The following is a 13,003-nucleotide window of genomic DNA, read 5'->3' on the forward strand; positions in this document are numbered from 1 at the left end:
GCGATAACAATAAATAGGAGTGTACGGATGATCACGGATTCACCACGTTTCAAACCCTTCACCGCAGGCTCGTTGCTGCTGCTGTCCGTTGCGGCACAGGCGCAGTACACCGAGCCCGGTCAGCCGGGTAATCCAGCCAGTTGGCGTTCCGCCGAGTACCAGAGCGACTGGGGTCTGGGGCGCATGAAGGCGGATGAAGCCTATGCCGCCGGGATCAGCGGCAAGGGTGTGAAAATCGGAGCGCTGGACTCAGGTTTCGATGCCAATCACCCAGAAGCGTCCATGGACCGCTTCCACCCGGTCACCGCCAGCGGCACTTACGTGGATGGCAGTGCCTTCAGCACCACTGGCGCGCTCAACCCCAACAACGATTCCCACGGCACTCACGTCACCGGCACCATGGGCGCGGCGCGCGACGGCGTGGGCATGCATGGCGTGGCGTATAACGCACAGGTCTATGTAGGCAATACCAACGCCAACGACAGCTTCCTGTTCGGCCCGACCCCAGACCCCAAGTATTTCAAAGCGGTGTACAGCGCCCTGGTGGATTCCGGCGTGCGCGCCATCAACAACAGCTGGGGCAGCCAGCCCAAGGACGTCAGCTACCAGACCTTGGGCGATCTCCACGCTGCCTATGCCCAGCACTACAACCGCGGCACTTGGCTGGACGCAGCGGCGCAGGTGGCCAAGGCTGGCGTGATCAACGTGTTCAGCGCCGGCAACAGCGGCTATGCGAATGCCAGCGTGCGTTCGGCGCTGCCCTATTTCCAGCCGGAGCTGGAAGGTCACTGGCTGGCGGTGTCGGGGCTGGATCAAGCCAATAACCAGAAATACAACAAGTGCGGTATCGCCAAGTACTGGTGCATTTCCACCCCGGGTGCGTTGATCAACAGCACCATCCCCAATGGCGGTTACGGCGTGAAGTCCGGCACCTCGATGTCGGCGCCCCATGCCACGGGCGCGCTGGCGCTGGTGATGCAACGCTACCCCTACATGACCAACGACCAGGCCTTGCAGGTGCTGCTGACCACCTCCACTCAGCTGGACGGTTCGACCACCCAGGCGCCCAACACCACTGTGGGCTGGGGCGTGCCCGACCTGGGGCGGGCGATGCGCGGGCCGGGGCAATTGCTCGGTGTAATGAACGTAAATCTGGCCGCGGGGCAGAGCGATCGCTGGAGCAACGGCATCTCTGACCAGGCCCTGATCCAGCGCCAGGCCGAGGATGCTGCCGAGCACACCGCCTGGCAGCAAACCCTGAAAGACAAGGGTTGGCAAAACGGCCTGGGCGCCAATGCCAGCCAGCAGGACCAGACAGACTACGCCGTCGGCGCGGCACGTGACCAGGCTGCGGCGAACCGGGCCTACGCAGGCAGCCTGATCAAGTCCGGCGCGGGCACGCTGGTGCTCACTGGCGACAGCACTTACCGTGGAGCCACCAGCGTCAACGGCGGGTTGCTGGCGGTCAACGGTTCGCTGGCTTCAGCGGTGAGCGTGAACGACAGCGGCACCCTCGGCGGCTCCGGGCGGATTGGCGCGCTGTCGGTGAACAGCGGCGGCCGCGTGGCGCCGGGCAACTCCGTGGGCACCTTGCAAGTGGCGGGGGATGTGAATCTGGGCGCGGGCTCGACCTATGCCGTGGAACTCACGCCCACCGGCAGCGACCGAATAATCGCCGGCGGCCAGGCAATCCTCGGCGGCGGCAACCTTACGCTGGCCCTGGAAAACAGCCCGACGCTGCTCAGCGCGGCGCAGGCGCAAAGCCTGATCGGGCGCCAGTACGACATCCTCCAGGCGGCGGGTGGCATCCAGGGTCAATTTGGTCGGGTACTGCCCGATTACCTGTTCATTGGCGCCAGCCTCGATTATGCCGCCAATGGCGTGCGGCTGGACGTGGTGCGCAATGACGCGAGCTTCGCCAGCGTGGCTGCCAATCGCAATCAGCGGGCGGTAGCCAACGCCGCCGAACAACTCGGCGCGGGCAACCCGGTGTATGAGAGCGTGCTGCGCTCCGACTCCCTGGGCGCTGCGCGGCAGGGTTTGCAGCAACTGTCCGGCGAGATCTACCCGGCGCTGGGCGCCATGCTGATCAACGACAGCCGCCAACTGCGCGACGCCGTGGGTGAGCGGCTGCGCGAACAGCCTGTAACGGGGCAGAGCAACCTGTGGCTCAAGGCGCTTGGCGCCTGGGGCAAGACCGACAGCCGCAGCGAGACCGCCGGTTCCACTGCCTCCCTGGGCGGCTTGCTGCTGGGCATGGACGGTGCGCTGGATGAGCAGACCCGCGTCGGCGTGGTCGCGGGCTATAGCGACGGTTCGCTGAGTATGGGCAACGCCAGCCATGCCTCGGCGTCGGTCGACAGCTATCACATAGGCGCTTATGCCGGCCGCGAACTGGATGAGTGGCGCCTGAGCCTGGGGGGTGCGTACAGCTGGCACCGTGGCGATGTGAAGCGCGACCTGCAATACGGCGAGGTCAGCGCTAAGCAAAAGGCCAGGCTGGATGCGCGCAGTGCCCAGCTGTTTACCGAAGCTGCCTACCGCCTCCCGCTACAACCGCTGACGCTGGAGCCGTTCGCCAATCTGGCCTACGTGCACCTGGACAGTGATTCATTCCATGAAAGAGGCGATGCCGCCGCCCTGCAACGCGGCAGTGACCGGCGCGACGCCGTGCTCGGCACCCTCGGCCTGCGCGCGCTGAAGACCCTTGCACTCAACGATCACCAGCAACTGGACCTGTCCGGTTCGCTGGGCTGGCAACACAGCCTGAGCGCCGTCGAGTCTGAAGAACACCTGGCGTTTGTCGCCGGTGGCCCGTCATTCACCGTGCGCAGCGCACCGGTGCAGCGCGACGCGGCTCTGCTAGGCGCGCAGGCGAGCCTGGCGCTGAGCCCGGCCATGCGGCTCAACCTCGATTACAACGGCCAGTTGGGGGGTCGAGCGAAAACCCAGGGGGTGGGCTTGAGCCTGAACTGGCAGTTCTGAACACACCCCGAGGCCTGTTCCCATCTGGGATAGGCATCGTTTTGAACAGAGTGTTTCACCTACCGGCAATAAAAAACTAAGGAAGGTCACCGTGAACAAACGCAAGTCAGGGTTAACTAGCGCCATCCACACCGCCCTGGGCTATCCGTCCAGGGCCAACCGCAGCGCACCTTACGGCGCGCTGCTGTGTTGCCTGGCCAGCTTGGGAACCGCTCAGGCCGCGCCGTACGTAGAAACCGGCAAGACGGGCGATGCGGCCAGCTGGCGCAGCAATGAGTTCAAGGCCGACTGGGGCCTTGGCGCCGTGCACGCCGACACCGCGTATGCCGCCGGCTACACCGGCAAGGGCGTGAAACTGGGGATATTCGACCAGCCGGTATATGCCCAGCACCCCGAGTTTGCCAGCCCGGGCAAAGTGGTGACTGTGGTCACCGAGGGTATTCGTCAATACACCGACCCCTATATTCCGGTCAAAGCCGGTGACGCCTTTCGTTATGACGGCACGCCGTCGCTGGGCTCCAACGGCAAGCTGGGCAACCACGGCACTCATGTCGGCGGCATTGCCGCAGGCAACCGCGATGGCGGACCGATGCATGGCGTGGCGTTCAACGCTCAGATCATCAGCGCCGAGAACGGCGACCCAGGGCCCGAAGACGGCATCATCCTCGGTAACGACGGGGCGGTGTACAAGGCCGGTTGGGATGGGTTGGTCGCCAGCGGCGCGCGGATCATCAACAACAGCTGGGGCATCGGTATCGGCGACCAGTACGCCCAAGGCGGTCGTGACCCAGCGTTTGCGAACTTCACCCTCAAAGAAGCACAGGCCCAGTTCGACAATATCCGGCCGATCCTTGGCACGGTGGCAGGCGGCGCTTATCAGGGGGCGATCGATGCCGCCCGCAGCGGCGTACTGACCATCTTTGCCGCCGGTAACGACTACAACCGCAACAACCCCGATGCGATCTCAGGGCTGGCGTATTTTGTGCCACAGATCGCGCCCAACTGGTTGTCGGTGGCCGCGTTGCAGCAGAACCCAGACACCAGCAGCGCCAATCCTTATGTGATCAGCACCTTTTCCTCGCGCTGCGGGTACGCGGCGAGTTTTTGCGTGTCGGCGCCGGGGACCCGGATCTACAGCTCGGTGATCAATGGCACCAGCCTTGAAAACCTCACCACTGACTGGGCCAACTTCAACGGCACCTCCATGGCGGCGCCGCATGTGGCCGGCAGTGCTGCGGTGTTGATGGAGCGTTTCCCGTATATGAGCGGCGAGCAGATTTCCACCCTGCTCAAAACCACCGCCACCGACCTCGGCGCGCCAGGCATCGACGCGCTGTATGGCTGGGGCATGATCAACCTGGGCAAGGCCGTCGACGGACCGGGGATGTTTATCACTGCCGAAGATATTCCTGCCGAGTTTCGTATCGATGGCGCTTATGGCAGTGGCCAATTCGTCGCCGACCTGCCAGGCATCGGCGCGGTGGTGGATGCCGGCAAGCCGACCCAACGCCTGTGCAATGACGTGCACTGTGGCCTGGATGTGTGGCGCAACGACATCTCGGGTCATGGCGGCTTGACCAAGCTGGGCATCGGTTCGCTGGTACTGACCGGCAGCAATACCTACAGCGGTCCGACCCTGGTCAATCAGGGGCTGCTGGCGGTGAATGGCTCAATCACTTCCGACGTCACCGTCAGCCAGAGCGGCGTGCTGGGCGGCTCGGGGCGCGTCGGTTCGCTGCTGGCCAAATCCGGCGGCACCGTGGCGCCGGGCAATTCCATCGGCACGCTGAATGTGGCGGGAGACGTAACGTTCGAAGCAGGTTCCACTTATGCGGTAGAAGTCTCACCCACCAGCAGCGACCGCATCGTCGCCGGGGGCACCGCCACGCTCAATGGCGGCACCGTGACCCTGGCCCTGGAAAACAGCCCGACGTTATTGAGCAGCGCCCAGGCCACGAGTTTGATCGGGCGCCAATACGACATCCTGCAAGCGGCAGGCGGTATCACCGGCAGCTTCGGTGCGGTGCTGCCCGACTACGTGTTTATCGGTGGCAACCTGAACTATGCCGCCACCGGCGTGCAACTGGCGGTCGCGCGCAATGCCAACAGTTTTGCCAGTGCGGGCGCGACCGACAACCAACGCGCCGTGGCGGCCGCCGCCGAGCAATTGGGGGCGGGCAATGCCGTGTATGAAAGCGTGCTGCTGGCACCGAATGCGGCGTCGGCGCAGGGCGCGTTCCAACAGTTGAGCGGGGAAATCTACCCGGCGCTGCAGAGTGCGCTGGTCAATGACAGCCGCTATCTGCGCGAAGCCGTGGGCGAGCGCCTGCAAAACGGCGAAATGGGCGCCAGCAGCCAGACCGTCGACACGCGGGGCAACGTGTGGGTCAAGGCGCTGGGCGCATGGGGCAAGTCCGATGCGCGCAGCGACACGGCCGGCTACACCACCTCCATCGGCGGCCTGCTTGCCGGGGTCGACGGTGCGCTGGACGATGACACGCGCCTGGGCCTGGTCGCGGGTTACAGCGATACCTCACTGAACATGGGCAGCGGCACCCATTCCCGGGCCGCCGTCGACAGCTACCACTTCGGCGCCTACGCCGGGCACGAAATCGGTGCCTGGCGTTTGAGCGGTGGCGCCACCTATAGCTGGCACCGCGCGGATGTAAAGCGTGACCTGCAGTACGGCGAGGTCGCCGGCAAACAGAAAGCCAAGGTCGACGCACGCAGTACCCAAGTGTTCGGCGAAGCGGCGTATCGCGTCAATCTGCAGCCCCTGGCCCTGGAACCGTTCGCCAACTTGGCGTATGTCCACCTGGACACCGACGGCGTGACCGAAAAAGGCGATGCCGCTGCCCTGAAAAGCCGTGATGACCGCCGTGACCTGGTGTTGAGCACCTTGGGCGCGCGTGCGCTGAAAACCTTCAACGTCAATGACCACCAGCAACTGCAGCTGTCGGGGACCTTGGGCTGGCAGCACACGCTGAGCAGCACCGCGTCGCAGCAGCACTTGGCGTTCGCGTCGGGCGGCCCCTCTTTTGCGGTGCAGAGTACGCCGATGGCGCGCGATGCTGCGTTGGTGGGCGCACGCGCCAGCCTGGCATTGAGCAAAGAGGCACGGGTTAATTTCGACTACAACGGCTTGCTGTCCGGCAAGGAAAAGGTCCACGGGGTGGGGCTGAGCCTCGACTGGGCGTTCTGATGGTTCAACGCCCCGCAAGGGGCGGTATCCAACAATAAAAAAGAGGATGCACCATGGGTGTCTTTGACTATAAAAACCTCGGAACCGAGGGTTCCAAAGCGCTGTTCGCCGATGCCATGGCGATCACGCTGTATGCCTATCACAACCTGGATAACGGCTTTGCCGTAGGCTATCAGCACAACGGTCTGGGGTCGGGCTTACCCGCGACGCTGGTGGCGGCGTTGCTGGGCAGCAGCGATTCGCAAGGCGTGATTCCGGGCGTGCCCTGGAACCCCGACTCGGAAAAAGCCGCGTTGGAGGCGGTCCAAAAGGCCGGTTGGACACCCATCAGCGCCAGCCTCCTGGGGTATACCGGCAAGGTCGACGCGCGGGGTACCTTCTTTGGCGAAAAGGCCGGCTACACGACGGCCCAGGTCGAGGTGCTGGGCAAGTACGATGACGCGGGTAAGTTGCTCGAAATCGGCATCGGTTTTCGTGGCACCTCTGGCCCCAGGGAAACCTTGATCAGCGATTCCATCGGCGACCTGGTCAGTGACGTGCTCGCGGCGTTGGGCCCCAAGGACTATGCGAAAAACTACGCGGGCGAAGCCTTTGGCGGTTTGCTCAAGCATGTTGCCGACTATGCAAGCGCCCAGGGCCTGAGCGGCCACGACGTGGTGGTCAGCGGCCACAGCCTGGGTGGCCTGGCGGTCAACAGCCTGGCTGACCTGAGTGACAGCAAATGGAGCGGATTCTACAAAGACGCCAGCTACTTGGCCTACGCCTCTCCAACCCAGAGCGCTGGCGACAAGGTGCTCAATATCGGCTATGAAAACGACCCGGTATTCCGCGCGCTGGACGGCTCATCCTTCAACGGATCGTCGCTGGGCGTGCATGACCAGCCACACGCGTCGACCACCGACAACATCGTCAGCTTCAACGACCATTACGCCTCGACGCTGTGGAACGTACTGCCGTTTTCCATCGTCAACCTGCCGACCTGGGTCTCGCACCTGCCCACCGGGTATGGCGACGGCATGACGCGCATCCTCGAATCCGGGTTCTATGAGCAGATGACCCGCGACTCGACCATCATCGTCGCCAACCTGTCCGACCCGGCCCGTGCCACCACCTGGGTGCAGGATCTCAACCGCAACGCAGAGCCGCACACGGGCAACACCTTTATCATCGGCAGTGACGGCAACGACCTGATCCAGGGCGGTAGAGGCGCGGACTTTATCGAGGGCGGCAAAGGCAATGACACGATCCGCGACAGCAGTGGGCATAACACCTTTTTATTCGGTGGGCCGTTCGGTCAGGACCGAATCATCGGTTACCAGCCGACGGACAAGTTAGTGTTTACGGATGTGCAGGGCCGTGCCGATTATCGCGATCACGTCAACGTTGTGGCCGGGGATACGGTGATCAGTTTTGGTGGGAATTCGGTGACGTTGGTGGGGGTGAGCGGAGTGTCAGGGGAGGGGATCGTGATCAGTTGAAGATGCAATGCGATCAAATCCGGGGGCGGGTTGACCGACCCCAGCTTTGATCGGTGTTGACTAGTTTTCCTTGCGCACGGTAGCCACATCATCGGCCTTGACGCGTATACGCTTGCCGGCGATATCGGTGAATTCGTAAAAACCGTCGGCGGTCTTGGCGTTTGGTGTGTCCTTGGTCAAATACTGGGTACCATTTTGCAGCGTCACGACGGTTTGCGTGGCGCAACCGGCCAATACCAGAAAAGTGAGTGCAACCAGTGGCAGCCCCAAATTCTTCATGTTCATAACCCTTACCTTTAACCCTGGAAAGTCCCGCGCCAAAGGCCGCGGGGTATAAATGTTACGCCATCGACTCTCCCATCTGATTACTTTTATACAAAAAGTTGCGTGCGCCATTTATCTATTACTGATTGCAACAGGGCATTTGCACCGGCACTCTGTATGCATAACCAGTATTTGATCGGCGCGCACCATGGCCAACCCCCTCGAAGACCCGCACTATTACCTGCATAACTTCCGTCAGGTCCTGCATTGGCTGGGGCAGCGCTATGCAGATCTGCTCGATCCTGACGAACAGCATTTCATTCAGCAATTTGACAGGTTGCCCCAGGCGTCCCAGGCACTTTTGGTGCGAATGGTGATGCGCAAGGGTATGCATTTTCGTGGGGGCAAACTCAACTATCAGGAGATCGGCTGCCCCCACGCCGCTGCCGCACCGTTGCTGGCACTGGGTTGGGTTGACGCGCACCGCTTGCTGACTTTTGAAGAGCTGTTCGCCTTGCTGCAAAAAAGCGAGCTTCTCTGCGCGTTCAAGCCCTGGATCGAGCAGCCCAAGGGCAAGAAATCCGATTGGCTGGTAGGCCTGGCAGCGCAATTGGGCGACAGCCGCAGCTTTGCCAACTGGTGCCCCGACCTTGCCGATACCCTGTACAGCCTCACCGTGATGGAACTGTGCGATCGCCTGCGCCTGATGTTCTTCGGCAACTTGCATCAGGATTGGTCGGAGTTCGTGCTGGCCGACCTGGGTATCTACACCTACGAAAAAGTCGAGTTCTGTGCAGCATCCCGCAGCCTGCGTAGCCGTGAGGATGTGCACGGGTTTCTGTTCCTGCATCAGTGCCAGCAGGCCTTTGACACCGGCGAAGCGTTGGAGGACGTCCTGGCCAGGATCGCCACCCTGAATACCGATAACCCGTGGCTGGAAAAACGTCGGGCCAAGCTGTTGTTCCAGGTGGGGCAGTATTGCGAGCGCATCGCCGAACTGGCGTTGGCGCAGCGGATTTATCGCACGTGTGCCTACCCCGGCGCCCGCTCGCGGCTGATCCGCGTGCTCGAACGTCAGGAAGATTACGCCCAGGCCATGGCCTTGGTGCACACCGCGCAACAGGCGCCGGAAAGCGCCGCCGAGCAGCAGCACCTGCAGCGCGTAATGCCTCGCCTGCGCCGCAAGTTGGGCGAACCGGCCGTGCCCCGGGCCAAGCCACGGCCCATCACGCGGCTGGACCTGGCCCTGGCGCTGCCCGAGCCGCTGATGTCGGTGGAGTACTGCGTGCAGGCTCACCTCAGCGAACCCGAAGCGCCGGTGCACTATGTGGAAAACGGCCTGATCAATTCGCTGTTCGGCCTGTTGTGCTGGGACGCGATTTTTGCACCGTTGCCGGGGGCGTTTTTCCACCCATTCCAACGGGGCCCCGTGGACCTGCACAGTGAAGACTTCCACCATCGCCGCGCGCCGCTGTTCGCCGCGTGTTTCGAGCAGTTGCAGGACGAGCGCTACAAAGCCACCATCCGCCGGCGCTACCGCGAAAAGTGGGGGATCCAGTCGCCTTTCGTGTTCTGGAACCTGCTCAATGAAGAACTGTTGGAACAGGCATTGGCCTGCCTGCCCGCCGCACATCTGGGTTATTGGTTCGAGCGGCTGCTGCTGGATATCCGCGCCAACCGCGCCGGCTTGCCCGACCTGATCCAGTTCTGGCCGGCGCAAAAGACCTACCGCATGATCGAGGTCAAGGGCCCTGGCGATCGCCTGCAAGACAACCAGCTGCGCTGGCTGGAGTTCTGCGGCGAATACCAGATGCCCGTAACGGTCTGCTATGTGCGCTGGGCGCAGTCCCTTTGAGCTACAGCGTTGCCGTGCGCGCATTGTGCGAGTTCACGGCGAAGGTCGGCGACCTGGACCTGCGCTTTACCCCATCCCCCAGCGCCCAGGAAGGCATTGTCGGCCACCGCACCGTCGCCTCGCGGCGCAGCGCGCATTACCAGAGTGAGGTTGCGCTTGAAGGCGAATACCAGCAACTGAAGGTACGGGGCAGGGCGGACGGTTATGACCCCGACGCCAACCGCCTCGAAGAAGTGAAAACCTATCGCGGCGACCTCGACGCCCAGCCGGCCAATCATCGGCAACTGCATTGGGCCCAGGTCAAAGTGTACGGCTGGCTCATGTGCCAGAAACTCGGCCTGTCGGAGATTGACCTGGCGCTGGTGTACTTCGATATCGTCGGTGAAGGCGAGACGCTGCTGAACCAACGCTTTCAAGCCGCTGAACTGGAGCCGTTCTTCAACCAGCAATGCGCGCTGTTCCTGGGTTGGGCCCGGCAGGAAATGCAGCACCGCGAAGCGCGCAACCGCAGCGCGCAAGCCTTGGCGTTTCCCCATGCCGGTTTCCGTCCCGGCCAGCGCTCGCTCGCCGAGTCGGTGTACAAAGCCGTCAGCACCGGTCGCTGCCTGATGGCGCAGGCGCCAACCGGCATTGGCAAGACCATCGGCACGATTTTTCCGCTGCTCAAGGCCCTGGCGCCCCAGCAGCTGGACACGCTGTTCTTCCTGACCGCCAAGACGCCCGGGCGTAAACTCGCCCTGGATGCCGCCCACGTGCTGTATGCCGCCAGCCCCGACTTGCAACTGCGCGTACTGGAACTGGTGGCGCGGGACAAAGCCTGCGAACACCTGGACAAGGCCTGCCATGGCGATGCCTGCCCCTTGGCCAAGGGTTTCTACGACCGGCTGCCCGCCGCGCGCATCGCCGCGTCCAAGGTGCGCCTGCTGGACCAGCGCAACCTGCGCGAGGTGGCCCTGGCCCATGACGTGTGCCCGTATTACCTGAGCCAGGAAATGGCACGCTGGGCCGACCTGGTGGTCGCCGACTACAATTACTACTTCGATTTTGGCGCCATGCTGTTCGGCCTGGCCCAGCTCAACCAGTGGCGCGCGGCAGTGCTGGTGGACGAGGCGCATAACCTGGTCGAGCGTGCCCGTTCGATGTACAGCGCCAGCCTCGACCAGTACAGCCTCAAGATCCTGCGCGGCACCGCCCCCGAACCCTTGAAGAAACCCTTGCAGCGCCTCAACCGTGAGTGGAACGCGCTGCACAAGGACCAGCTCGCGCCGTACCAGGCCTATGCCACGCGGCCTGAAAAACTGCTGCAGGCCCTGAGCCTGTGCGCCAGCGCCATGGGCGAGTATTTTAACGAGCACCCCGAAGCCCTCAGTGGCGACCTGCAGGCGTTCTATTTCGAGGTGCTGCAATTCGCCAAGGTCGCCGAGCTGTTCAACGAACACTTCATTTTCGATATCAGCAAGCGCCAGCTCATGGGCAAGCGCAGCAGCTCGACCCTGTGCCTGCGCAATGTGGTGCCCGCCGAATTCATCCGCCCGCGGTTGACCGCAGCGCGCAGCAGCACGCTGTTTTCGGCGACCCTCAGCCCTCGTCATTATTACGCCGACTTGCTCGGGCTGCCGGCGGATACGACCTGGATCGACGTGGAGTCGCCGTTCAAGGCCGAACAGCTGCAGGTGCGCATCGTCGATGAAATCTCCACGCGCTTCGTCCATCGTCACGCCTCGCTGGAACCGATCGTTGAACTGATCGCCCGCCAGTACGCCCAACAGCCCGGAAACTACCTGGCGTTTTTCTCAAGTTTTGATTACCTGCAGCAGGTGGCGCAGCTGTTGGCCGAGAAACACCCGCACATCGCATTATGGCAACAGTCGCGCGGCATGGCCGAGGCCGAGCGCCAAGCCTTTCTTGACCAATTCACCGAGCACAGCCAGGGCATCGGCTTTGCCGTGCTGGGTGGCGCATTCGGTGAAGGCATCGATCTGCCGGGCGCCCGTTTGATCGGGGCCTTTATCGCGACGCTGGGCTTGCCGCAGCTGAACCCGGTCAACGAACAGATGAAACTGCGCATGGGTGCGATCTTCGGCGCCGGCTACGACTACACCTACCTGTATCCCGGCATCCAGAAGGTGGTGCAGGCGGCAGGCAGGGTGATCCGCAGCCAGCAGGACCGCGGCGTGGTGATGTTGATCGATGATCGGTTCGGCGAGGCGCGGGTGCGCCAGTTATTGCCGAGCTGGTGGGCACCCACGACTGGCGCCTGACGATTTCAGACTACTTCCAGGTAAGAGCTGTGAATCGCCTGGGCCAGTTCGCGCACTGTGTCGATGAACTGCGTGAGACGACTGTGCAGCCCGTCCGCCAGAATCTCTTCAATGCCGGTGTACCTCAGCCGTGCTTCGAACTCCGCCGCCAGCCGCTGCGCCGTGCGCCCGTAACTGCCAGGCAAATCCGCGAGGATATGACTCAACTCCTCGATACACGCATGCAACGAGCGCGGAACATCGCGGCGCAACAGCAGCAGTTCGGAGACCGAGCGTGCATTCAACGCATTCGGATACAGCTGCGTATAAGCCTCGAACGATGACAATGCACGGAGCAGGGCGCTCCACTGGTAATACCCGCGTGCCGACAAATCGCTGACTTCCTCGGACTCTTCGCCGAACATCTCGTAGCGCGCATCCAGCAGGCGTAAGGTGTTGTCCGCGCGCTCGACAAAGGTACCCAGACGGATAAACCGGTAGGCGTCATTGCGCATGATGGTTCCCGAAGTAGCGCCGCGGAACAGGTGCGAACGCTGCTTGACCCAGTCGCAGAAATGGCTGATGCCATGCCGCGCCAGGCCGCCGGCGGCGATGCTGCGTATTTCCAGCCAGGTGGCGTTGAGGTTTTCCCACATGTCGGCGGTGATGCGCCCACGCACCGCGTGGGCGTTGCCGCGTGCGGTGCGCAGGCAGTTGTAGATGCTGGCCGGGTTCTCTTCGTCAAGGGCGAAGAAGTGCAGCATGCGCTCGGCATCCAACTGTTTATGACGCTCCAGGTAGCTCTCCAGGGTGCCGCTGCTGAGCAACGACATGGCCAGTTCATCCAGGCCATCGCTACGCCCGGCCTGGGGCATCAGCGACAGGGAGTAACTGACTTCAAGCATGCGCGCCAGGTTCTCGGCGCGCTCCAGGTAACGGGACATCCAGTAAAGATTTGCGGCGGTTCTACTCAGCATAC

At 62.8% G+C, this 13,003-nt stretch carries 7 protein-coding genes; 5 read left to right on the forward strand and 2 right to left on the reverse strand.

The genetic code is table 11. The features are described 5' to 3' along the window. The first annotated feature begins 27 nt into the window (after nt 1-27). From eprS to KVG91_RS23560, 3 genes are all read left to right on the forward strand, one after another. Nucleotides 28-2,985 carry an autotransporter serine peptidase EprS gene (gene eprS, locus KVG91_RS23550; protein ID WP_169375335.1) on the forward strand — a complete coding sequence of 986 codons (2,958 nt, stop codon included), beginning with the start codon at nt 28-30 and terminating at the stop codon, nt 2,983-2,985. A 91-nt stretch (nt 2,986-3,076) separates the two neighbouring features. Then, nucleotides 3,077-6,187, forward strand: coding sequence for an autotransporter domain-containing protein (locus KVG91_RS23555; protein ID WP_169375336.1), 3,111 nt, complete (start codon nt 3,077-3,079; stop codon nt 6,185-6,187). Nucleotides 6,188-6,240: 53 nt separating this feature from the next. Next, nucleotides 6,241-7,665, forward strand: a complete 1,425-nt coding sequence (locus tag KVG91_RS23560; protein WP_169375337.1) for a polyurethane esterase — start codon at nt 6,241-6,243, stop codon at nt 7,663-7,665. A gap of 60 nt (nt 7,666-7,725) precedes the next feature. Here KVG91_RS23560 and KVG91_RS23565 read toward each other — a convergent pair whose 3' ends face one another. Beyond that, nucleotides 7,726-7,950, reverse strand: coding sequence for a YgdI/YgdR family lipoprotein (locus KVG91_RS23565; protein ID WP_078824690.1), 225 nt, complete (start codon nt 7,948-7,950; stop codon nt 7,726-7,728). 187 nt (nt 7,951-8,137) lie between these two features. Between KVG91_RS23565 and KVG91_RS23570 the strand changes: the two genes are divergently transcribed. Then, nucleotides 8,138-9,784 carry a VRR-NUC domain-containing protein gene (locus tag KVG91_RS23570; RefSeq protein WP_169375338.1) on the forward strand — a complete coding sequence of 549 codons (1,647 nt, stop codon included), beginning with the start codon at nt 8,138-8,140 and terminating at the stop codon, nt 9,782-9,784. After that, on the forward strand, nt 9,781-12,045 hold the full coding sequence (locus KVG91_RS23575) for an ATP-dependent DNA helicase (protein ID WP_169375339.1): 2,265 nt from the start codon (nt 9,781-9,783) through the stop codon (nt 12,043-12,045). Before KVG91_RS23570 ends, KVG91_RS23575 begins: the two co-directional genes overlap by 4 nt. Nucleotides 12,046-12,050: 5 nt before the next feature. On the opposite strand, the gene KVG91_RS23580 is transcribed toward KVG91_RS23575, so the two are convergent. After that, nucleotides 12,051-13,001 carry an alpha-E domain-containing protein gene (locus KVG91_RS23580; protein WP_169375340.1) on the reverse strand — a complete coding sequence of 317 codons (951 nt, stop codon included), beginning with the start codon at nt 12,999-13,001 and terminating at the stop codon, nt 12,051-12,053. Nucleotides 13,002-13,003: the final 2 nt, after the last annotated feature.

Origin of the sequence: Pseudomonas azadiae (genome assembly GCF_019145355.1) — a bacterium.
Classification (GTDB): domain Bacteria; phylum Pseudomonadota; class Gammaproteobacteria; order Pseudomonadales; family Pseudomonadaceae; genus Aquipseudomonas; species Aquipseudomonas azadiae.